General features: G+C 43.3%; 16 protein-coding genes and 1 pseudogene. 14 read left to right on the plus strand and 3 right to left on the minus strand.

Annotated elements, in window-relative coordinates; genetic code table 11:
• The first annotated feature begins 240 nt into the window (after positions 1 to 240).
• The 4 genes from ACOV1R_RS12480 (at position 241) to ACOV1R_RS12495 (ending at position 6992) form a co-directional block, all read left to right on the plus strand.
• Entirely contained in the window at positions 241 to 1236 is a 996-nt protein-coding gene (locus tag ACOV1R_RS12480) for a LacI family DNA-binding transcriptional regulator (protein ID WP_003643067.1), read from the plus strand.
• A 122-nt stretch (positions 1237 to 1358) separates the two neighbouring features.
• The gene (locus ACOV1R_RS12485; protein WP_003643066.1) at positions 1359 to 2393 is read left to right on the plus strand and encodes an aldose epimerase family protein; all 1035 of its coding nucleotides are present in this window, start codon (positions 1359 to 1361) and stop codon (positions 2391 to 2393) included.
• Between the two features lie 327 nt (positions 2394 to 2720).
• Complete coding sequence (locus tag ACOV1R_RS12490; protein ID WP_027822209.1) at positions 2721 to 4679, plus strand: glycoside-pentoside-hexuronide (GPH):cation symporter; 1959 nt, start codon at positions 2721 to 2723, stop codon at positions 4677 to 4679.
• 96 nt (positions 4680 to 4775) lie between these two features.
• Positions 4776 to 6992, plus strand: a complete 2217-nt coding sequence (locus ACOV1R_RS12495) for an alpha-galactosidase (RefSeq protein WP_011102184.1) — start codon at positions 4776 to 4778, stop codon at positions 6990 to 6992.
• A 99-nt stretch (positions 6993 to 7091) separates the two neighbouring features.
• On the opposite strand, the gene ACOV1R_RS12500 is transcribed toward ACOV1R_RS12495, so the two are convergent.
• Together ACOV1R_RS12500 and ACOV1R_RS12505 are read right to left on the minus strand one after the other, a co-directional pair.
• Entirely contained in the window at positions 7092 to 8051 is a 960-nt protein-coding gene (locus ACOV1R_RS12500) for a beta-galactosidase small subunit (RefSeq protein ID WP_011102183.1), read from the minus strand.
• On the minus strand, positions 8035 to 9915 hold the full coding sequence (locus tag ACOV1R_RS12505; RefSeq protein ID WP_015379541.1) for a glycoside hydrolase family 2 TIM barrel-domain containing protein: 1881 nt from the start codon (positions 9913 to 9915) through the stop codon (positions 8035 to 8037). Before ACOV1R_RS12505 ends, ACOV1R_RS12500 begins: the two co-directional genes overlap by 17 nt.
• 282 nt (positions 9916 to 10197) lie before the next feature.
• Here ACOV1R_RS12505 and ACOV1R_RS12510 point away from each other — a divergent pair, with 282 nt between their 5' ends.
• From ACOV1R_RS12510 to ACOV1R_RS12535, 6 genes are all read left to right on the plus strand, one after another.
• On the plus strand, positions 10198 to 11361 hold the full coding sequence (locus tag ACOV1R_RS12510) for a galactokinase (protein WP_003643061.1): 1164 nt from the start codon (positions 10198 to 10200) through the stop codon (positions 11359 to 11361).
• 64 nt (positions 11362 to 11425) lie between these two features.
• Positions 11426 to 12430: a UDP-glucose 4-epimerase GalE gene (galE, locus tag ACOV1R_RS12515; protein ID WP_016511056.1), complete on the plus strand. Its 1005-nt coding sequence runs from the start codon at positions 11426 to 11428 to the stop codon at positions 12428 to 12430.
• The gene (locus tag ACOV1R_RS12520) at positions 12430 to 13893 is read left to right on the plus strand and encodes a UDP-glucose--hexose-1-phosphate uridylyltransferase (RefSeq protein WP_003643059.1); all 1464 of its coding nucleotides are present in this window, start codon (positions 12430 to 12432) and stop codon (positions 13891 to 13893) included. The genes galE and ACOV1R_RS12520 overlap by 1 nt, the downstream gene beginning before the upstream one ends.
• Before the next feature lie 137 nt (positions 13894 to 14030).
• A complete protein-coding gene (locus ACOV1R_RS12525) occupies positions 14031 to 15038 on the plus strand; it encodes a LacI family DNA-binding transcriptional regulator (protein ID WP_072536239.1) in 1008 nt (335 codons plus the stop codon).
• Between the two features lie 238 nt (positions 15039 to 15276).
• Entirely contained in the window at positions 15277 to 15723 is a 447-nt protein-coding gene (locus ACOV1R_RS12530; RefSeq protein WP_016511055.1) for a helix-turn-helix domain-containing protein, read from the plus strand.
• Entirely contained in the window at positions 15720 to 16319 is a 600-nt protein-coding gene (locus ACOV1R_RS12535; protein WP_016511054.1) for a Fic/DOC family protein, read from the plus strand. Before ACOV1R_RS12530 ends, ACOV1R_RS12535 begins: the two co-directional genes overlap by 4 nt.
• A gap of 108 nt (positions 16320 to 16427) precedes the next feature.
• Here the strand turns inward: ACOV1R_RS12535 and ACOV1R_RS12540 are convergent, their stop codons facing one another.
• Positions 16428 to 17312, minus strand: coding sequence for an AraC family transcriptional regulator (locus ACOV1R_RS12540; RefSeq protein ID WP_223843861.1), 885 nt, complete (start codon positions 17310 to 17312; stop codon positions 16428 to 16430).
• Positions 17313 to 17547: 235 nt separating this feature from the next.
• Between ACOV1R_RS12540 and ACOV1R_RS12545 the strand changes: the two genes are divergently transcribed.
• The 4 genes and pseudogenes from ACOV1R_RS12545 to ACOV1R_RS12560 all read left to right on the plus strand — a co-directional run.
• Positions 17548 to 18825 (plus strand): MFS transporter, encoded by a 1278-nt coding sequence (locus tag ACOV1R_RS12545; protein ID WP_003643054.1) that lies wholly within the window; start codon positions 17548 to 17550, stop codon positions 18823 to 18825.
• Between the two features lie 29 nt (positions 18826 to 18854).
• Positions 18855 to 20432, plus strand: coding sequence for a family 78 glycoside hydrolase catalytic domain (locus ACOV1R_RS12550; protein ID WP_016511053.1), 1578 nt, complete (start codon positions 18855 to 18857; stop codon positions 20430 to 20432).
• Positions 20433 to 20446: 14 nt separating this feature from the next.
• A complete protein-coding gene (locus ACOV1R_RS12555; protein ID WP_021357537.1) occupies positions 20447 to 21727 on the plus strand; it encodes an MFS transporter in 1281 nt (426 codons plus the stop codon).
• A gap of 76 nt (positions 21728 to 21803) precedes the next feature.
• A pseudogene (locus ACOV1R_RS12560) lies at positions 21804 to 22940 on the plus strand (alpha-rhamnosidase); the annotation flags it as partial.
• Positions 22941 to 23023: the final 83 nt, after the last annotated feature.

Raw genomic sequence — 23023 nt, forward strand, 5'->3', positions numbered from 1 at the left:
GTTAAGTTAATAATAACATAATTTTGCAGATTTGCACGCACAGGGGGGCCTTTACTAAATAAATTAGTGTTTAAATTCGCCAATTTTCACAATTAATGATAAAGTTTTACATGATAGTTATCACGATTATGCGTTGAAGTTCGGCGCAATACTTGAAAATTAAAATAATTTGCAAATAAATCATGCGATAGCGACTTTAGATGGTAGTAAGAATTAGTTTGAATTTAAGGGGGCCAATTCATGGCGGCGACGCTAAAAGATATTGCAAATAAAGTTGGCGTATCATTGGCAACTGTATCGCGCGTGTTAAACAAAGATCAGTCATTGTCTGTTAGTGATACAACGCGCCAACGAATTCTAGATGCAGCAGAAGCATTACAGTATTCAAAAAATAAACGGCATACTGTCACGACGGCGCGTAAGCGACTTGCTATTGTTCAATGGTATTCGGAATCTAAGGAACAAGATGATTTGTATTATATGTCAGTCCGGATGGGGATTGAACGTCGTGGACAAGATAATCAGTTTGAAGTGACTCGGATCTTCCAAAATAATTTACAAGAATTGGGACCAGACGTAGATGCAGTGATTGCAGTTGGAAAGTTCAGCGAGCCACAAGTCAAGGACTTGGCATCAGTAACTGACAACTTAGTATTCGTAGATGATGATCAGTTTGATGCTGGTTTTGATAGTGTCATTACTGATTTTCGGTTGGCCACAGAAAAAGTTGTCGATTATTTTTGGCAACGCAACTTTCATCATATTGGCTTTATTCACGGTCAAGAAATGACAACCGACCATCAGTTAGCGGTAGTTGATCGACGCATGCTAGGTTTTCGGGCCGCGATGGAACGACGGCATGCGTTTGATCCTAAGTTCGTTTTTAAGGGCGATTATACTAGTGAATCTGGGTTTAAAATGATGCAAAAAGCCATTCGTAAGTTGGGAGATCAACTACCAGGAGCCTTTTTTGTGGCAAATGATCCGATGGCGGCAGGTGCGCTTAAAGCGTTGCAAGCTAGTGGCATCCAGGTGCCAGAACGAGTGAAGCTATTTAGCTTTAACAATACTTCGCTGGCGACATTCGTTTATCCCGAATTAAGCGCAGTTAACGTAGATACTGAGTTAATGGGGGCGACCGCAGTTAATTTGGTCATCAGTCGACTAGCAGGGCGAACAACGACACAACGGGTTGAGCTGGGTACTAATCTGGTTGAGCGAGCAAGTTCCAAGTAGTGAAGGGCGATCTGGGATAGAAACCAGATCGTTCTTTTAGTATTTTAACTAAAAGTTTTACTCAACTTCAAGAAATTCTGGTATACTTCTAAATGAAAGCGGTTTAAATAACACGGAGGTGCATGATTTTGGAAACTAAAAAAACGGTGTTTGACCAACTAGATGGTCAAGATGTAATGCGTTATACGCTGGTCAATGACCATCAAACTCGTATCTCGGTCCTTAGTTATGGTGGGACGTGGCAAGAATTCGTCGTCAATGAAGACGGCGTTGAACATCCCTTGATTTGGGGCCTTGATAACATGACTGACTATCAACGAGTGGGATACTGCCTATGTCAATCAATTGGTCGGGTTGCTGGCCGGATTGGCGGCGCTAAGTTCAAAATCGATGATCAATCCTATCAAGTTGATATGAACGAACAAACCCATTCGCTACACGGCGGGAATCATGGTTTTAACACGCTGAACTTTGAAGGTGCTTTTAGCCAAACCAATGATAGTGTCAGTGTGACTTTGAAGAAGCATATCAACGCCAGTGATGATAATTACCCGGGAAATATGGATGTCGCTATCAAGTTTACATTAGATAATCAGGATCAAGTATCCATTGCATTTACCGGTGATACTGATGCAGCAACCCTCTTTAATCCAACTAATCACGTTTATTGGAACACAACTGATGATCGGACCAGTTTGGCCCAACAAAAATTACAGATTACGAGTGCAGCTCACTTGGAATTTGATGATGAAAAAGTCCCAACTGGTAAGAAATTAGCAGTTAAAGGCACAGCGTATGACTTTAACCAGGCACAACCAGTTGAAAAGGCATTAGACCAGCTGAAGACTGAGAATGGTGGCATTGAATTTGACGATGCGTATGAAGTTGCCCCAAGTGCGGCAGAACCAATTGCTATCGTTGGGGATACTGATGATAAGCGCCAAGTAAAAATTTATTCAGATCGCAATAGTCTTATTATCTTCACGGCTAATCCGTTTGATGCTGATAAGGAAGACGCGCATCAATATAATGCGTTAGCGACGGAAGCCCAGACACTTCCTGATGCAATCAATCATCCAGATTTTGGTGATATTGTGTTACGTCCAGGAGCACCAGTGACGCATACGATTCGGTACCAATATGAACGGTTAAATTAATACTAGTTGAGGTGTCAGGCGAGTTCTGCCTGGCGCCTTTTTTGTAAACGTATGAGTAAACAATGTTTAATTTAGTTAACAAAGTCCCGAGCATCTGATTAATACCGTGATTAGTAAAACGATGATCATTGGTAAGATAATGAGTACTATACTGCTTAAGCCCTTGGAAAGCGGGCAATCAGTGTCGATAGGCGCATTAGCAGGTCCTAATCAAAAGCGGTATAGATAAAACTTTTGAACAAATTTTACTAAAAATCATTGACATTACTTCTGAAAACGATTACATTTAAACTTGTAAATTATTCAAGGAAGATGTGAGGCGAGATTATGGATGCAGAGACAAAGCAGAGTAAAGGTCGTAAAATAACATCGCGACTTGCTTATTCGTTTGGGGCGTTTGGGCACGATGCCTTCTATGCCACTTTATCAACTTATTTTATTATGTTTGTGACCTCCCACTTGTTCGATAAGAGTAGTGGGGCTCAAGGAACACAAATGATTGCTTGGATCACCATGATTATTGCAGGTTTGCGGTTCGTGGAACTAGCAATTGATCCTTTGATCGGGAATGCCATTGATAATACTAATTCTCGGTGGGGCCACTTTAAACCATGGATTGTCATTGGTGGGATTATAGGTTCCGTCGTTTTAGCACTTTTATTCACGAGTTTAGGCGGATTAAATACCTCAAACCCCATTCTATATTTAATTATTTTTGCAATTTTATACATTACAATGGATATTTTCTATTCGTTTAAAGATGTTGGTTTTTGGTCAATGATTCCAGCAATCTCATTTGACTCAGCAGAACGTGAAAAGACGGCGACATACGCCCGGGTTGGCTCTAACATTGGTGCCAACATCGTTGGGGTTATCGTTATGCCAATCGTCTTAATGTTTTCTGTTAAGTCTAACAGTGGTCAAGGTGACAACCGTGGTTGGATGGCATTTGGGATCATTATTGCCGCAATCGCTTTGATTTCTGCCTTAGTTGTTGCACTTGGAACCAAAGAAAATGATTCTGAATTGCGTAAGAACACTGAAAAGACTAGCTTCAAGGAAGTCTTCAAAGTGTTAGCCCGTAACGATCAATTGATGTGGTTATCATTGATGTATGGGATCTACACGGCAGGGATTGCCATTACGAACTCACTAGAACTTTACTACTTCACCTATATTTTGGGTGACGCCTCGAAGTTTACACTATTAGGTTCGCTAAATGCGATTATTGGGATTTTTGCCGTATTGGCCTTCCCACCATTAGCAAAGAAGTTTAGTCGTCGTAAAGTGTTCTTCTTAGCAGTTGTTATTATGATGATTTCACTGATCATGTTTGCCTTTGCTGGTCAGTCATTACCAATGATCTTAACAGCGGCCGTATTATTCTACATTCCACAACCATTAATTTTCTTAGTTGTTTTGATGGTTTTGAGTGATTCTGTTGAATATGGGCAGTTGAAGTTTGGTCATCGTGACGAATCTTTAACCTTATCCGTTCGGCCTTTACTTGATAAATTAGGCGGTGCGATTTCTAACGGTGTCGTTGGTTTAACTGCTGTTTGGGCTGGGATGACAGCTGGTGCCACTGCTGGTGATGTGACTAGCCATGGCGCTGCCATCTTCAAGTTAATGATGTTCGGTGTACCTGCTGCTATGATTTTGATTGGGACATTCATCTTCTTCAAGAAGGTTAAGTTGGATGAAAAGATGCATGCACAAATCGTTGATGAACTTGAAAAAACATGGTCAACTCACTTGGAAACCGATGAAATTCCTGCTGAAGTTGAAGCAGAAGCCGATGCCAAGACGACGGTTTATCAAGATCCTGTTGCCGGGGAACTGATCAGTTTGAAAGATGTTGCTGACGAATCCTTCGCAAACGGTAGTATGGGTAAAGGTTTCGCCATTAAACCAACGGATGGTCGCGTTGTCGCACCATTTGATGGTGAAGTTGTTGCAACCTTCCCGACTCGCCATGCAATCGGATTACGTTCTGATACCGGTATTTTAACGCTAATTCATATTGGGATTGGTACCGTTAAGATGCGTGGGACTGGATTTGTTCAGTACGTTGAGAAGGGCGACCATGTCACACAAGGGCAAGAATTAATTGAATTCTGGCAACCAGCAATTGAAAAGGCTGGCTTGGATGATACCGTTATGGTCGTTATTACAAACTATAAAGATATGCCCGAATTTACGTATCTTAAAGATTCAGGAACCACCGTACAAGATGATGAAGATGTCTTACAATTATCGAATGTCGGCTTACCGGATCAAGCATAGTTTCTTTACGAGGAGAGCTATTAATGACGCGAGCCATTAATAGCTCTTTTTGTGAACTGAAATAGAAAAAGCTAATAGCGAAGGGAAGATTTTACTATGGCAGTAACGTTGCAGCAAACTTTAATTGACATTGATGAAGAACAACTTGTCTTTCACCTGCATAACGATCAAATCTCGTATATTCTAGGTGTGGAGACAGGCAACGTGTTGGCCCACTTGTACTTTGGCCCACGGGTTCGGGGTTATCATGGCGAGCGTCAGTATCCCCGGATTGATCGGGGGTTCTCAGGAAATTTACCGAATACGACTGATCGAAGCTATTCCAAGGATGATTTGCCACAGGAATACGGTGGCAATAATACCGGTGATTATCGGCAACCCGCCGCGATTATTCGCGCGGCCAATGGTGCTCGAACAGTTGATTTTCGTTATCAAGACTGCCGGATGGAAGCCGGTAAGCCGGAACTTAAGGGCTTGCCACAAACTTATGTCGAAGATGAGGATGAAGCCCAAACTTTGATTGTGACGTTGCGAGATGCCACATTAGGCGTGACACTCGAATTAGCCTACACGATTTATCGGGATCGGCCAGTTATCACGCGTAGCGCCCGGTTGATTAATCACAGTGAGCAAGCTGTCGACTTAGAAAAAGTGGCTTCGATGCAGATGGACCTGCCAACCCAACCATTAGATGCCATTTCGTTACCTGGAAGCTATGCGCGTGAGCGCCAGCTTAGTCGTGAACGGCTCCATCGAGGTGTAACTCAGTTTGAAAGTCGCCGGGGTGCTAGTTCTCATCATATGAATCCTTTTGTGGCGCTAGCTGATCCGAATACTAATGAATTTCAAGGCAATGTCCTTGGTGCATTGCTAATTTATTCAGGTAACCACCAGATTAGTTTAGAACGGGACCCAATTGGTCAGACACGCTTGACTATGGGAATCAATGAATATAACTTCGACTGGCGATTGGCGGCCGGTGATAGTTTCCAAACGCCCGAGGTTGCAATGGTATACTCGACGACGGGGCTTAATGGTATGTCGCAAACCTACCATGATTTATTGCGTGATCGCGTGGCGCGCAGTCGTTACAAGCACGATCTCCGGCCGATCTTGATCAACAATTGGGAAGCCACTTACTTTGACTTTGATGCGGACAAGATTCAATCAATCTTGGATGCTGCAGCACCACTGGGTATCGAAATGTTTGTGCTGGATGACGGTTGGTTCGGTCATCGAAATGATGATAATAGTTCGCTAGGTGACTGGTTTGTTAATCGGAACAAGTTACCAGGAGGCTTAGCGGATATTAGCAAACGGACCCATGATAAAGGGATGCGGTTCGGACTTTGGTTCGAGCCAGAAAATATTTCAGCCGATTCCGATCTTTATCGGGCCCATCCTGATTGGGTGTTAGGCGTACCAGATCGTGGCCGAACGTTATCGCGGAACGAATACGTGCTTGATTTCAGCCAGCCGGATGTTGTCGACAATATTTTTGAACAAATGACCGCAGTTCTTGATAAGGTGCCCATTGATTATATCAAGTGGGATATGAACCGCAATTTAACGGAAGTCTATTCGCCACATAGCGATTCAACTCATGAAGGTGAGACTAGCCACCGCTTTATCTTAGGTGTATATGACTTGATGGAGCGTTTAACAAAACGCTATCCACAGATCTTATTTGAAGGCTGCTCTGGCGGTGGTGGCCGCTTCGATGCTGGTTTAATGTATTATATGCCACAGAGTTGGCCATCAGATAATAATGACCCGATTGAACGGCTCAAAATTCAATATGGGACTTCACTCGTTTATCCAATTTCTGCAATTACCGCCCATGTTGGGACGAGCCCGGATGAATTGTTAGGACGGTCGACGTCGATGAAGATGCGTGGTGCTGTGGCAATGAGTGGTACCTTGGGCTATGAACTGGACGCGGCCCAACTAAGTGATGCGGACAAGCAGGCCGTTAAAAGACAGGTTGCCTTCTATAAGCAGCACCGTGAGTTAGTTCAATACGGGACCTTTTATCGATTAGAGAGCCCGTTTGAATCTAATACGGTGGCGTGGATGTTTGTTAGTCCGGATCAGAAAGAAGCCTTGCTGTTCACCTTCGTTATTTTAGGTGCAGTTCAACCAGAACCGCATATTACGAAGTTAGCGGGATTAGACCCTCAGCAGACCTACGTTGAGACCGACACAAACAAAATGTACGGTGGCGATGAATTGATGCAACTAGGACTCTACACGACTCCCGTTCAAACTAGTGACTTTACGGCGCAGGTACATTACTTCAAGGCTAAGGACTAAGCTCAGCCATTAAACATATTAAAACTTAATCATCGTTAATCTAAAAGAACGCTCTGGCAAATAACTCGCCGGAGCGTTCTTTTGAAATCAAAATAACTTTTAGAAATGAATATTAAAGCTGAAGTCAATGTCTTGATCAGCGGGGATATGATATGGGGATTCTACGTCTGTTCCCCAACTATCAATGCCACCGACCCCACGAACGGCACCGTAGATTGATAAGACCGTTCGCCGTGCTAATGGTAATTCTTCCATGTGCGTTGCGTTTTCTAGTTCAGCGGCGGTATAGGGAAGGCAGCTGAAGGCGAATGGTGCATCGGCTTGGCTAAATGTCAAACTGAACGGTGTGTTGTCGTGGTCAGCGTTATTTTGTGTTGTTGATCGCGTTACTGTCACTTGTTCAGTTTGCATGTGCATGCCGCATTCTTGTGGGACCAAGTATGGTGTGACTGGCAGACTGTCAACGTGGAATCGCCCGTGCGTTGCGCCGGCCAGCCGGTCAGGATAAGTCTCACCGGACAAACCGGTATAGTCGAAGCCGGTCGCGGTAGTTGGTATGATAAACCGCAGACCAAATGCGGGTAGCTCTGGCAAATCAGACTGACCGCTATAATGGGTGGCGATATTGATCTGACCGTCTGCTGTCACCGTATAAGTCACTGTGACGATGGTACTAGGAACGGTCGTGGTAACGAAGTGGTAAGCCAGTGAGACTTTCGTGGCGATTTCGTGATCCGTGTATTTGTTATTGAGTGGCGCGATTGGTAACGGTGTGACTGGTTGGTCGTCAACCGTCAATTCGATATCTTGACAAGTTGAGAACTTATCGGCCGCGTACCACTGTGCGGATTTGACTGAAAAGCCGCTACCGTGATCATTATCGGTTGTCGCCCGCCAAAAGATGGGCGTGGGTGTACGATAGAGCCATTCTTTATCGTTGACGACGAGTGATTCAAGTCCGCCACGTTCGTAGCTAAAGAGGTAGTGGAAATTAGCCCCCTGTAGTCCTAAACTCCCGTCGCCGTAAATAACGTGTAGTTGATTATTTGTGTAAGCCATAATAATATTTCACCTCTTGCATTGCTGGTTTTGGCGTCCGGTCAGCAAACATTAAGCCGTCACCGGAGAATTCATAATCGGAGTGGCGTTCGTCGAAATCACCGCCATACCGGAGCACGTCTTGGTCGGTAATTGGGTCATGAACGAAGAGGGCTTGATCAATAAAGTCCCAAATAAAGCCACCTTGATACATCGGATACTTGTCGATCAAATCATTATATGATTGCATACCGCCCAGAGAATTCCCCATGTCATGCATATATTCACAATCTAGGAAAGGTTTGGTTGGGTTATCTTCCAAGTAAGCTACAATATTTTGGGGTTTTTCGTACATCCGACTTTCAACATCAGAAATGCGATCTTTTAATTCTGGTGTGTGGACAACACCTTCGTAGTGGACGAGTCGTGAATCATCGTGTTCTTTATAAAAAGCCTGCATCGCCGCGATATCTTCGCCAGCATACGATTCATTGCCAAGTGACCAAAAAATGATCGATGGGTGGTTTTTAAACCATTCGTAGTTTGAACGGGCCCGGTCGATCACCGCTGCTAACCAGTGTGGATTATCGCCAGGAACATTGTAAGAAGGCTCGATAGCCCCTATCTTTTGCCATGACCCGTGCGATTCGAGGTTGTTTTCGGCCATTAGGTAGATACCGGCCTCGTCACATAATTGATACCAAGGTAATTGATCAGGATAATGGCAGGTCCGATCGGCATTGATATTGTTAGCTAACATGGTTTGGATATCAGCGCGCATATCAGCCATACTGATAACGCGACCGGTGTGGGCGTTCCATTCGTGCCGGTTAACCCCGTTGATCACCAACCGTTTATTGTTGACGTAAATGACTTTGTCATCGCGCAGCTCGACCGTCCGGAACCCAAACTGATATGGGACGACTTCCAAGAGTTGGTGATCAGCATCGTAAACTTCAATTGTCAATTGATAGAGATACGGCGTTTGTGGTGACCACAAGTGCAGTTGGTCGAATAACATGGTATCAAAGGTTACACTGCCACTACCGGTTTGCGTTTGACTCGTCAGTACTCGCCCGTCATGGTCTTTAACGGTCAGCGCTAAAGTGGCTGGTTCGCCGGTTACTTTAGTAGTGATGTTGAGCTCACCACTTTTGAGATTGGCATTTGGAACTGGTCGGATGTCCAAATCAGTAATATGGCTAGCAGGCTCCGCCAGTATATTGACGTCACGGAAAATACCAGAGAAACGGAACATATCTTGGTCTTCAATAAAGGCAGCAGTACTGCGTTTGTAGACCCGAACCGCTAAAACGTTACCTTGGTCCTGAATATACGGCGTCAAATCAAATTCAGAAGGGGTGAAACTATCTTCAGCGTAGCCAATAAAATGGCCATTTAACCAGACGTACAGGGCTTCTTCTACCCCTTGGAACTGAATGATAATACGTTGCCCTTTAAAAGCATCGTCGAGATCGAAGGTTTTGAGGTACGAGCCGACGGTGTTGTCCGCAGCGTCACTGAATAGGCCTGGTGTTAATTGATCTTGATTGAGGGTATACGGTGGGCGACGGTAAATTTTACCTTCCCATGGGTATAGCGTGTTAATGTATTGAATTTGACCATAGCCGGCTAGTTCAATATGACCGGGAACCTGAATCGTATCAAAGTCGGTTGCATCGAAATCGGGTTGATAAAAATCAACTGGGCGTTCAGCCGGTGTCTTGGCGAAGTTAAAACGCCAAGCGCCATTGAGACTCTTGATGAAGCGACTACCCGTTTTGAATTCTGCTGTGTCGTGATAATAATGGTGATCACTATGTGCAGGTAATTGGTTGACCCGGAAGACTTCTGGGTCATCTAACCATTGAAGATTAGCTTGCATGAGGAAGCTCCTTTCAAAGTTACATAAATAAAACGCTTACAATTATCATAAAACAAAATATTAAATTTGTATATGTCGTTTTAGTTAAATTTTAACTAAATGACAACAACTACTGACAACGACAACGGGCGATAAGAAGAATTTGAATCGATAACGTGATAAATTTGTAAAGCGTTACCAAATCTTGTTCTAAAGGCCTTATGGGGTGTTGACAACAATCAAAAAAAGCATTATAGTCAAACTAATAAAATTTTAGTAAAACTATTTACGGAGGGATTTTTCATGAATACTAGCGACTTAAAACAGGAGTTTACCGAAGCCTTTGATACCAAGCCAGAACGGGTCTTTTTCTCACCTGGTCGAATCAACTTGATCGGTGAACATACTGATTATAACGGGGGCCATGTTTTCCCATGTGCGATTACAATCGGGACATATGGTGTTTATGCACCCCGGACAGATACGACAGTGCGGATGTACTCAGCTAATATTCCAGATGCTGGGATCGTCACGTTTGATGTCAACGACCTTTCATATGACAAAGCCGCTGGTTGGACAAATTATCCTAAGGGAATGATGGACGAAATCGCGAAGACCGGCGTTAAATTCGATCATGGTTTTGATTTCTACGTCCATGGCAACATGCCTGATGGTGCTGGATTATCATCATCTGCGTCAATTGAGTTATTAACTGGAATCATGTTAAACACTGGTTTTAATCTCGGTATTAGCCAATTAGATCTTGTTAAGATTGGTCAAAAGTGCGAAAACAACTATGTTGGTGTTAACTCCGGGATCATGGATCAATTTGCTGTTGGAATGGGTAAAAAGGACCAAGCAATTTTACTTGATACCAACACCATGGACTATTCTTATGCACCCGTAAAGTTAGGCAACAACGTAATCGTTATCATGAATACGAACAAACGGCGCGAATTGGCGGATTCAAAATATAATGAACGCCGCTCCGAATGTGAAGAAGCATTACGCCGATTACAAACTAAGTTAGACATCAAATCACTTGGCGATTTAACTAACGACCAGTTTGACGAAGCGGCCTACTTAATCAATGATGAAACCTTAATCAAACGTGCCCGGCATGCCGTTTTCGAAAATCAACGGGCCATTCGCGCAACTAAGGCCTTGGCTGACGATGATTTAACGACCTTTGGCGAATTAGTGACGGCTTCCCACGTTTCACTACACTTTGACTATGAAGTGACTGGGAAAGAATTGGATACGTTGGCCGAAACAGCTTGGAAACAACCAGGCGTGCTTGGTGCGCGGATGACTGGTGCTGGCTTTGGTGGCTGTGGTATTGCCATCGTTGATAAGGACCAAGTCGATGCCTTTAAGGAAAACGTCGGTAAAGTTTATCGCGACACGATTGGTTACGACGCTGATTTCTACATTGCTGAAATCGCAGACGGCCCTAAGGAACTTTAATAAAAGAATTGATTTAAAATACAAATTAGCAGTAAGCATTGAGAAATATTGAGGAGGAATTAGAATGGCAGTTTTAGTTTTAGGTGGTGCCGGCTACATCGGTTCACACGCAGTTGATCGGTTGGTTGCAAAGGGGTATGACGTGGCGGTTGTTGATAACTTGGTCACGGGGCACCGGGCAGCGGTCAATGAACACGCGCGTTTTTATGAAGGTGATGTCCGGGATACGGCGTTCATGAATACCGTGTTTGACCAAGAAAACGTTGAAGGTGTCATTCATTTTGCAGCTTTCTCAGTTGTTCCTGAATCGATGAAGGATCCGCTCAAGTACTTTGATAACAACACGGCAGGGATGGTTAAGTTGCTCGAAGTGATGGCTAAGCACGATGTGAAGAAAATCGTCTTCTCATCGACCGCAGCAACTTATGGTGAACCTAAGCAGGTGCCAATCAAGGAATCGGACCCACAAGTGCCAACTAACCCATACGGTGAAAGTAAATTAGCGATGGAAAAGATCATGCACTGGTCAGATGTGGCTTACGGGATTAAATTCGTGGCCTTACGTTACTTTAACGTGGCGGGGGCTAAGCCTGACGGCAGCATCGGCGAAGATCACGCACCAGAAACGCATCTCGTCCCAATTATTTTACAAGTAGCTGCTGGTGAACGGGATCAATTACAAATCTTCGGTGACGACTATCCCACTCCAGACGGGACCAATGTTCGGGACTATGTTCACGTTGTCGATTTAGCTGATGCACATATCTTAGCCTTGGAATACCTAAAGCAGGGGCACGATAGTGATGCGTTTAACTTGGGTTCTTCAACGGGCTTCTCCAACAAACAAATGTTGGACGCTGCTCGTGAAGTCACTGGTAAGCCAATTCCAGCAATCATGGCACCACGCCGCGCTGGTGATCCAAGCACATTGGTTGCAGCTAGCGACAAGGCACGTACTGTTTTAGGTTGGACACCTCAGTATGATGATGTGAAAGAAATTATCAAGACGGCTTGGACTTGGAAAGAAAGTCATCCGGCCGGCTATGATGATCGGGGAGGCCAAGCATAATGACGAGTTTGGATCAATTTGTCACGGCGGTGATCGCGTCGCCTTCGCAATATACTGAATTAGATCGAATCTATGTGCATAACCGGGTTCTTGGTTTGGTCGGCGAGGGTGATCCGATTGCGGCAAGCGATGACCAATTAACAAGTTTAACCGATGCCTTGGTTAAAACGGCGATTCAAAATGGCAAGATCGAAGCGACCCAATCGGATGAAGATATCTTAGCGGATCAATTGATGGATCTTGTGACCCCGTTACCATCCGTATTAAACCAACGTTTTTGGGATAAGTATCAGGTTAGTCCGCAAACGGCAACCGACTATTTCTTTAACTTAAGCAAAGCTAATGATTATATCAAGACGCGGGCCATTGCGAAAAACGTGGTCTTTCCAGCAAAAACGCCATTTGGTGACTTAGAGATTACCATCAACTTATCAAAGCCTGAAAAGGATCCTAAAGCGATTGCGGCAGCGCGTAACCAACCGCAAGATGGCTATCCACTTTGCCAACTATGTATGCAGAATGAAGGCTATCTAGGCCGGCTCGGTTACCCAGCACGGAGCAATCACCGAATTATTCGGTTAACACTTGGTGGCAATACTTGGGGTTTCCAATATTCTCCATATGCTTACTTTAATGAACACTCGATTTTCTTGGATCAAGAGCACCGGCCAATGGTCATTAACCGGCAAACTTTTACCAACTTACTTGAAATTGTTCAGCAATTTCCACATTACTTTGTGGGCAGTAATGCGGACTTGCCAATTGTTGGTGGTTCAATGCTGTCACACGAGCATTACCAAGGTGGTCGGCACGAATTTCCAATGATGAAAGCGCCAATTGCACGCACGATTGACTTAGGTATCGCGGGTGTTAAGGCTGGGATTGTTAAATGGCCAATGTCGACGATTCGGCTGACGAGTCAGGACTTGGTTGCATTAACGGATGCCGCTGTGAAGATTCATGAGACGTGGAAGAATTATTCGGACGAGAGTGTGGATGTTCGTGCTTATACGGATGGCACACGTCATCACACAACGACACCGATTGCACGCAAAGTTGGCGATGACTACGTATTAGATATCGTTTTGCGTGATAATCAGACGTCTGCTGAATTTCCAGATGGCATCTTCCATCCACATCAGGATGTTCAACATATCAAGAAGGAAAATATTGGCTTGATTGAAGTGATGGGCCGGGCCATTTTACCAGCCCGGTTGAAGACCGAATTAGCTGAAGTCGGCAAATACTTGTTGGATCAGCCTAATCAAATGGTCGCAATGCATCAAGCATGGGCTGATCAATTGAAGGCCACTAATACCATCACCGCTGACAATGTGACGACTGTCATTGATACGGCGGTCGGCAACGTCTTTGCCCGGGTCCTGGCCGATGCTGGGGTCTTTAAGTGGGATGACGCTGGTGAGGCAGCCTTTGATCGTTTTGTCGCAGCAATGCACGATTAAGTTGTTAATCAAATGAAGACGTGGGGCAACGGGGTGTTGCAGACGCGATTTACCGATGAGTCATGATTGGTGAATAGTGTCACGCCCAGTTGCCCCACGTTTGTTATTCAGTGCTAATTAATTAAGAGAAAAGAGGAATGACGATGGCCGTAACGTTAAAAGATATTGCGCAACGAGCAGATGTCTCATTGGCGACGGTATCGCGGGTCTTAAATTATGACAAGACACTATCAGTGAGCGAGCAGACACGCAAGCGCGTGTTTACGATTGCTGGCGAGCTGCGGTACAGTAAGCGTAAACGTCAGCATATAAAGGCGCTAATGCGGAAAAATATCGCTGTGATTCAGTGGTACTCTAAGATTCAAGAACATGATGACTTATATTATTTAGCGATTCGTAAAGGAATTGAGCATCAAGCTCAAGTGTGTGGTTTTACGACGACTAGTATCTTCCAGAATAATTTAGATCAGGTTGGCGATGATATTGATGCAATCGTGGCGGTGGGAAAATTTAGCCCTGTCCAAGTACAACAGTTGAGTCGTTTGTCAAGCCAGCTTGTTTTTGTTGATGACGATCACTTTGCTCAGGGATTCAGCAGTGTGGTGACTGATTTTACGTTTGCTACTAACCGCGTCGTTGATTATTTTTGGCGGCGTGGTATCCGAGATATCGGTATGATTTATGGCAAAGAGTGGTCCACTGATCAGCAGGTGGAGATTCCCAATCAACGTCAGCAAAGCTTTGAACAGGCGTTGCAGCGGCATCATGCCTATCATGCTGAGTATGTATTAGCTGGTGATTACACTAGTCAATCTGGTTATCTGATGATGAAACGGGCCATTGAAATGTTAGGTGACCGCTTACCACACGCTTTCTTTATCGCTAATGATCCGATGGCAGCCGGTGCGCTCAAAGCGTTACAGCAAGCTGATATTGCTGTGCCACAGCGGGTCAAGTTGTTTAGTTTCAATAACACGACGCTGACCGAATATGTGTATCCAGAGATTAGCTCGGTCAATGTTGAGACTGAACTGATGGGAAAGACGGCCATCGATTTGTTGGTGAGCCGATTCCAAGATGATCGTCAAGCAGCCCAGCGTATTGAACTGGGAACGACGTTGGTAGAACGTGAAAGCACCAAATGAAATCATCGAGTGTTCGTGAAATTTGGCAGAAATATCGTAATTAATTAATGTGCCACCCGATTGTTAAAAAGTGGTGCATGACTTTGATGGGCACTGGTTGGTATTGAATAGCGCACGTGAATGGGTTGATTGGTCATGCTACTACTTTCTGATTAGTTGGTCTGTTTTGCTAAGGTGTGAGGCCATAATAACGACAATTGTACCCTTCAAGGGTATAATTGTGAGTGAGGTGATGAAAATGAAAACAACTGCCACAATCCTTAAGGAGATTCGGCAACATTACCAAATTAGTCAGGCAAAGCTGGCAAAGTTACTCAACACATCGGTTAGAACGGTACAGCACTGGGAACAAGCGGACTACCAACCAAGTGGCACCGCGGTACGTTTGATTCAGATTTTGGCTACGGACGATGCGGTGTATACCGCACTGACAAACCTCGAGGAGGAGAATACGATTATGTATTTAGAACACGATGATCAGAAGTTCACCATCATGGGTGTGCAGTTTCGGAATCAAGAGGAATACCGGGCGACCATGAATGCAATTATCAGCAATATGTATGAGGGTTTTGAGCCGACTAAGGAAGATGTTCAAGACGCTCGTCGTTTCTATGACGAAGGCCCGATTAGCGCACAAGAGATGCTAGCAAGAATACGTACTTCGACCAATCGTAAAGCCGAATGAGAAAGGTATGGGCGGACTACCTACAACCAAACGGTACTTTGAAAAATCGCTTAGGCATTACTGAAGCGGCTACTTTGCAGAAAATTGAGTACAAAGTGAGTACGCAACGGCAACAGCAATTATCCCGCAATCACTATCTTCTGCCAGACTCTCATCAATTGACAGGACGTCAAATTGGAGAGCTAAAATTGATCAATGGGTTTTTGCTCGGTGAAATTTACGACTGGGCCGGTCACTATCGCGAAGTTGATTTCAACAAGACCGCGAATGGCGTAGTGACGTTTTTTCACCCGGTGGCTTTATTTGGTAATGCTGAGATAGATATTCAACGCCAACTCGATAATTTTGCGCTGTTACCGGATGACCGGGAACAAGTTGCACAGGCGTTAGGGCAAGTTGTCACCGAAATCAACATGTTTCATCCGTTTCGGGAAGGTAATGGCCGCACGACGCGGCTGTTTACTGAGGTTTTGGCTTGGCAGCATGGTTTTGACATCAACTATACCCAGGCACAGCAGGATGCTTACATGCAAGCGTCAATTCAAGATGATGCTGAGATGATGGCACAGGTGTTCCTGGAAGTACTAACCAAATAGATCAATTATTGTTAGTCGTGATACTAAGAATGGTCTTAAATTAAAACAACAAGTGCACTTGTTGTTTTAGCTTAGTGAGATATATGACGTTTGTCGCAGCGGTCAATTTTACTGCTTGAGTGGGCCACTAACTTTTCGTTTATATTCGGATGGGGTGGTCTTTAGGTATTTTTTAAACAGACGAAAGAGTGATGAGGTGTTTTGATATCCGATGATGTCGCAAATGTCAGCGAGTGTACAGTTAGTTTTGATCATCAGATTTTGGGCAGCAGAAATTCGGCGGCGGTCAACAAGTTCTTTAAAGGTCTTGCCCGTCGCTTCTTTTAATTTGTTACCCAGATAATTCGTATTATAAGAGAACTTGGCGCTGACATCACGTAATGTCACGCTGGCGAAATTCTGATTGATGTACTGAATGATTGGCAAAAGATTGTCGTCCGTATTGTCAGAAAAGTTAATGTATTCTTGCTCAATCGATTGCGATAATTCAAGAATTAATGTAGATAGCAGCAGGCCCATTGATTTATTACGTTGGCGGCTCTTTGTAAGGCCCTTGATAATTAAACTTTCAACTAAATTGATGGCAACTTCTTGGTGTGTTAAGTCAAACAGAATAAAGTTGTTGTGCAACGTATTGATGTGGGATGCATTATATAAAAATTGAGTGATTTCATTGGTTGAAACGGCAATATAGTCGAAAAGTTGGTTCATCGTTGAGTCATTCTTGAGCAAGATGTTAATCAAAATATCATTACTGCCCGTTGATTCAATTTGCTGAACAATGTCTTTATCCATCAAAATTAGGTTGTGCTGATGGAGGGTCACTTTTTCGCCATTAATATACTGAGTACAAGTGCCAGCATACATATAATTAAGCTCAATAAAGCTATGCGTGTGAGCTGGAACATAGGAAAAGCGATTATTTTTGGTAACAGCAATATCACCGTGCTTAAAAAAATCTGAGCGGGGCATCTGGGGAATCGGATTATTCACATAGTCTAAGTCCATGTAGTTAACGTTACCATGTGATTGGCGTTGCTTTAGCTCAACCGGTGTCAGAGCAAATAATTCGTAATTGAGAAATTTACTAGTCATTAATACTAACCTTCTTTAATATTTATCGTTTAGTACAACCTGTGATTTTGCACGATCATTCATGTAGTTGAGATATGGTACCCCTTACAGTAATCGCTTACAATATTCGTATAAATAAAGGGAGGTTCTTCATATGAATAACGGCGAGACGTCAACTTCAATGGTGAAAAAATATCGGCCATTAGCAGTAGCTGCAGGAATTGGTTCCATTCTAGGATCAGGAATTATCGTTGGCTTATCCGCGACTATTACAGTGTGGCAGAACGGACTAGGTCTTACTAACAGTCAAGTTGGTATTATTTCAGGTGCACTAACTTTTGCAATTGCAATTGGATCCTTATTAGCAGGACAGATAACAAAATCTTTTGGTCTGGTTAAATCGTTTAATTGGTTAAACCTGATTTATGCGATTGGCGCCTTGATCTGTGTTTTCTCGAATAATTATATCATGCTTTTGATTGGCGTCATCATTACCGGGTTAGCTTCGGGTGCTGATTTACCAATTAGTTTAACCGTAGTTTCGCATGATGCACCGGATGATAAGACCTCGGCTAGTTTAGTATCGTCGACGCAGATCTTCTGGCAAATTGGGGTTTTCATGTCTTATGTTTGTGCCTTTATTGTTTCTAAAATGGCCGGTGCTTCCGGTGCTCGGATTGTTTTTTCGATTTTAGCAATTTTTGCCTTGATTACTTGGGCATGGCGGACTTTTTCAACTAAGTTTCGAGCATTTCATGAAGAAGGTGAACAACGGCGTATTGATCGCGAAGCAGCTTCACAGACAACAGAGAAGGTCTCGATTAAGACGGTCTTCGCTGGTGCCAACAAGGGACGCTTTATGGCATTCTTCTTCAGTATTTTAATCTTCTATGTTTGCTGGAATCTACTGGCCAATACGTTCGGACAGTTTCAAACGTTTACGCTGGTTCAAGCACATGCGAGTCAAAGTTTCGCAACTGGTGCTGGGATAGTCCTAAACTTTATCTCGTTGTTGGCAACCATGGCTTTTGCATCAGTCGCTGGGGGTAAGTATCGTAATAAGTTCTTCTTAGTTGGGATTACCGTTCAATTTTTGGCAATGCTCGGACTAGCAATGAGTAGTCATTCGTTATGGCCAATTGTCATCACGATTGGCTGTTACAACATTGGGAATAATATTGCTGGTGAAGCGATGTATAAAGTTTGGACACAGGAAGCATTTCCAGTTGAAGTTCGGGCATCAGTTCAAGGATTTATTAATGGCTTTTCACGGGTATGTTGTGGCCTATTTGCCTTAATTACACCTGCGTTAGTTGTGCCATCAGCAATTCGTAACACGATGTTTGGGTTCGCTGCCATTGTCTTTATTAGCTTTGTAGCAGGGCTGACAATGATGCGATTGGAAAAGAAACATGGTATTAATAACTTTTAAACAAAGTATTTAGAAAGCGAGTGGAAGAGATGGCGTTTACTTTTCAAATCAATAATGATGTTCAATTTCGGCATAATCAAGCATTATTAGACAAGTCGGCAAGCTATCGGCCAATACTGAAAGAAACCCAAGTTAAGGCGGCATCGATTGTGGCGCTCGAGCGTGATACGCAATACCTTGAAGGATGGGGTGTTAAACAAATTGCACCTATTGAACGATTATCAAGTTATGAGTTGAAACGTGACGACCAAATTATCATAGATTTTGGCGATCATCAGGTTGGTCAATTTAGTATTAATATTAACGCTGTTGGTTCACCAATGGATGCACCACTATGTTTTAAGATTAAGTTTGCTGAAATGCCTGCAGAATTAGCACGCAAGAGTGAAGATTACGACGGTTGGTTGAGCAAATCTTGGATTCAAGAAGAAACTGTTCACTTAGATGTGCTGCCAACCACGCTGACGTTACCACGACGCTATAGTTTTCGTTATGCTGAGATCACAGTTGTTGATACGTCACCAAAATGGCGAGCTGTTTTTAGCAATCCAGTGGTCACGGCGACAAGTGCGGTAGACACTGCGACAGTTCATCAACCGGAATTAGCCGATGCACAATTACAACGGATTTATGAGGTTGGCTTGAAAACATTAGCTGATTGTATGCAGGATGTCTTTGAAGATGGACCAAAGCGCGATCGGCGATTATGGATTGGTGATCTTCGGCTACAAGCATTGGCCAATTATGCAACGTTCAAAGATACAGATCTGGTCAAGCGGTGTCTGTATTTGTTCGGTGCGATGCCTACAACGGCTGGCCGGATTCCTGCCAATGTTTTTACTAAACCAACGGCAGTTCCAGATGACACCTTCTTGTTTGATTACAGTCTATTCTTTATTTCAATTTTGGCTGATTATGAGGCGTTTAGTTCTGATAAAACAGTTTTGAATGATTTATATCGTGTTGCTAAAAATCAAATGGATTTGGCGTTGGCACAAGTTACTTCTGAAGGTAAATTGAAATTGACTGAAGAAAATCCGGTTTTCATCGACTGGTCAAATGATTTTGACAAAGAAACGGCTGGGCAGGCCATTATTATTTATACGCTAAAACAATTTATTACGCTTGCGGAACTGGTTAATGATACAAGCTTAGAGACCTATACAGCGATACTGCGTAAATTAAACCAGTACGCTAAAACTCAATTGTTTGATTCGCAATCGGGGTTATTTGTCTCAGGGGATCAGCGTGAAGTTAATGTGGCAAGCCAAGTGTGGATGACACTAGCACATGTTTTGGATCCTGAGCAAACCACGGCGCTTATGCAAACGACCGTCACGAAACTGTTTCCAATTACTGGTATTGCAACGCCGTATATGTATCACCATATTACGGAAGCATTATTTGAAGCAGGCTTAAAGCAAGAGGCCGTCCAATTAATGAAAGATTACTGGGGCAAAATGATTACGCTAGGTGCGGATACTTATTGGGAAGCATTTGATCCTAATCAACCTGATTATTCGCCGTATGGGAGTCCCATTTTAAATAGTTATTGTCATGCTTGGAGCTGTACACCGGTGTACTTGATTAATAAGTACCTCGTTTAGGAGGAGTGTCTGCGATGGTTGACGAAAAAGTAAAGCTGAGTAAAGCAAACGTACTCTTAATAATTGTTGCTGGTCTAGCTTCCTATATGGATGCAGCGTTGCTCGTTAGTCTGGGAGTAGCGCTACCTATCTGGACAAAATATTTAGCACTGAATAGCTGGATGGTCGGACTACTAAGTACTATGCTGACGGTCGCGGTTGCAATTGGTTCATTTGTGGGCGGCTGGCTGTCGGATAAATTTGGCCGGGTCGCGGTGTTTAATGCTGATATCTTTTTTGTCGCGATTGGCTCGTTTATTATTGCGATTGCACAAAATACGACGATATTGATTATTGGTGTTGTGATTGCTGGTTTGGCCTCTGGTGCTGATTTACCAACGTCATTGGCGGTTATTTCGGAACGGATGTCTAGTAAAGTTTATGGTCGGGCAATTTCTTCAACTCAGATTTTTTGGACGATGGGCATTTTGTTGTCACAGTTTATTGGTTTTATAACTGCTAACAGTGGTATGGGAAGCCCGGCAGCCTTATTTGGTTGGATTGGATTAGTGGCAATTATTAATTGGTGCGTGCGGGTCTTTTCAAAGCGTTTTAAACAGATTGAAACAGACTTAGTTGACCATGAACATGTGGACTGTGCATCTAACGGTCAATCGGTTAAGAAGTATCGATTAGGTCAGCTATTGCGAACAGGTGGTTTGTTAGTACCAATGATTCTACTAACTGTTTTTTATCTATTTTGGAATTTGCCGGCCAATACGTGGGGGTCATTTGTTAACTATTTCTTAGTGACTGTTGATGGCCGTACGCAAGCCTATTCGACAATCGTGGCATTAATTGCCAATATTGTGTGTCTGTTAGTTAACCTGATCTATTTAAAGGTTTCAGACACTAGGTATCGCTACCGAGTGATGTATTTAGGTATTGCCGTAGCATTGCTTTCCTTTGTGACTGCAGGGATCTTTAGCGATGACTGGCAGATTTTCACCGTTGTTTATATTTTCTACTCTGGTAGTACAGTATTATGTGGTGAGGCTCTTTATAAAATTTGGAGTCAGACTTTCTATCCAGTGGATGCACGGGCAACGATGATGGGCTTTTCTTATGGCTTAGTTCGGGTGCTGACCGCTGCTTTCTCGCTAGTAACGCCAACATTAATGGGATATTCGCCGCAACTATTATTATGGATTATGGTTGGATGTACGGTGCTATTCGGTGCCTGTGCAGTGATCATTGTCGCTATTATTAAGAAGACCGGTTTAAAAGACCCAACGATGAAAACGGTTTCTGAATAAACTGATTAATATTACTAAGAATTAAAAATGTAAGCCGGGCATTGCCGGGCTTATTTATTTAAAATCAAGGAGGATAATGCTCATGTCAAAAGAGGCTGTTTGGTTATGGTATCCTGGTGATTTTGAAATCCACCAAGGGATGTTACAAAATTTTAAACGTGAAGAACGTGGGATGGGTTGGCCTGCCTATTGGTATATTGATGATTGCAACCGTAATGTTAATTTTAAACGGCACTATGATTTAAAAGAATCCACACAATTTACAGTACTCGCCAAAGGAACGGGCTATGTTGATGTTAATGGCACTAAGTATCGCTTAAATCATGCGATTAATTGTGATGCGGGTGCGACTGATATTCAAGTGTTTGTTGGTAACGTTCAGGGATTGCCGACGATTTATATTGTTGGTGAGATTATCAAATCTGATAGTGGTTGGCTAGCTAGCAATTTTGTCACCACATTACCCGCTGGTCACGATATTCTCTACACTGACCGTAACCAGGATCCTAATGTGATTGAATATCGGACAGAAAAAGTAGTGGCCAAAGCACAACAAGCAGTTGATGGTGGCGTTTTATATGATTTTGGTCGCGCTGTGAATGGAACTGTCACAGTCAAAACGAATGGGCCAGTTACACTATGTTACGGGGAGTCCGAAACTGAAGCACGGGATGTTGAGATGTGTTATTACAAGCAGTCGGACGTTACAGCTACAACAAAGGTTCGTAAACGTGCGTTTCGATATGTCTTTGTGCCTCATTGTCAGTTAGGTGACATTGAATTAACTGCTATGCACGAATATATTCCTAAAAATAATCCCTCCAGTTTTACCTCTGATAATAAGTTGATCAATCAAATTTGGAATGTAGCGACGGAAACGTTAAACCTTTGCAGTGACTTGTTCTTTATCGATGGGATCAAACGTGATCGGTGGATTTGGGCTGGTGACGCGTACCAAGCTAATTTTATCAATCAATATTCTTTCTTCAACGAAGATATTGATAAACGGACGTTATTAGCGTTGCGTGGGCAAGATGATATTAAGCAACATATGAATACAATTGTTGACTATTCCATGTTGTGGGTGATTGGTGTTCTAAATCATTACCAGATGACGGGTGACCGTGAATTTCTCAAAATTATTTACCCTAAGTTAGAGAGTATGGTGCAATACTTTATTCAACAGACAAATGAGCATGGTTTTATTTATGGGACGAATTTACAATTGAAGTGCAACAAATGATCAAAAAGAAGACTCACAGCCTGAGTCCTTGTAAAATATAGTCACCACAACTT

The sequence above is a fragment of the Lactiplantibacillus sp. YT640 genome (genome assembly GCF_049745435.1).
Classification (GTDB): domain Bacteria; phylum Bacillota; class Bacilli; order Lactobacillales; family Lactobacillaceae; genus Lactiplantibacillus; species Lactiplantibacillus plantarum.

Excerpts from the sequence above, each read along its gene's own strand:
- ACOV1R_RS12480 (WP_003643067.1), top strand. The coding sequence starts at position 241 with ATGGCGGCGACGCTAAAAGATATTGCAAATAAAGTTGGCGTATCATTG.
- ACOV1R_RS12485 (WP_003643066.1), top strand. The coding sequence starts at position 1,359 with ATGATTTTGGAAACTAAAAAAACGGTGTTTGACCAACTAGATGGTCAA.
- ACOV1R_RS12490 (WP_027822209.1), top strand. The coding sequence starts at position 2,721 with ATGGATGCAGAGACAAAGCAGAGTAAAGGTCGTAAAATAACATCGCGA.
- ACOV1R_RS12495 (WP_011102184.1), top strand. The coding sequence starts at position 4,776 with ATGGCAGTAACGTTGCAGCAAACTTTAATTGACATTGATGAAGAACAA.
- ACOV1R_RS12500 (WP_011102183.1), bottom strand. The coding sequence starts at position 8,051 with ATGGCTTACACAAATAATCAACTACACGTTATTTACGGCGACGGGAGT.
- ACOV1R_RS12505 (WP_015379541.1), bottom strand. The coding sequence starts at position 9,915 with ATGCAAGCTAATCTTCAATGGTTAGATGACCCAGAAGTCTTCCGGGTC.
- ACOV1R_RS12510 (WP_003643061.1), top strand. The coding sequence starts at position 10,198 with ATGAATACTAGCGACTTAAAACAGGAGTTTACCGAAGCCTTTGATACC.
- galE (WP_016511056.1), top strand. The coding sequence starts at position 11,426 with ATGGCAGTTTTAGTTTTAGGTGGTGCCGGCTACATCGGTTCACACGCA.
- ACOV1R_RS12520 (WP_003643059.1), top strand. The coding sequence starts at position 12,430 with ATGACGAGTTTGGATCAATTTGTCACGGCGGTGATCGCGTCGCCTTCG.
- ACOV1R_RS12525 (WP_072536239.1), top strand. The coding sequence starts at position 14,031 with ATGACGATGGCCGTAACGTTAAAAGATATTGCGCAACGAGCAGATGTC.
- ACOV1R_RS12530 (WP_016511055.1), top strand. The coding sequence starts at position 15,277 with ATGAAAACAACTGCCACAATCCTTAAGGAGATTCGGCAACATTACCAA.
- ACOV1R_RS12535 (WP_016511054.1), top strand. The coding sequence starts at position 15,720 with ATGAGAAAGGTATGGGCGGACTACCTACAACCAAACGGTACTTTGAAA.
- ACOV1R_RS12545 (WP_003643054.1), top strand. The coding sequence starts at position 17,548 with ATGAATAACGGCGAGACGTCAACTTCAATGGTGAAAAAATATCGGCCA.
- ACOV1R_RS12550 (WP_016511053.1), top strand. The coding sequence starts at position 18,855 with ATGGCGTTTACTTTTCAAATCAATAATGATGTTCAATTTCGGCATAAT.
- ACOV1R_RS12555 (WP_021357537.1), top strand. The coding sequence starts at position 20,447 with ATGGTTGACGAAAAAGTAAAGCTGAGTAAAGCAAACGTACTCTTAATA.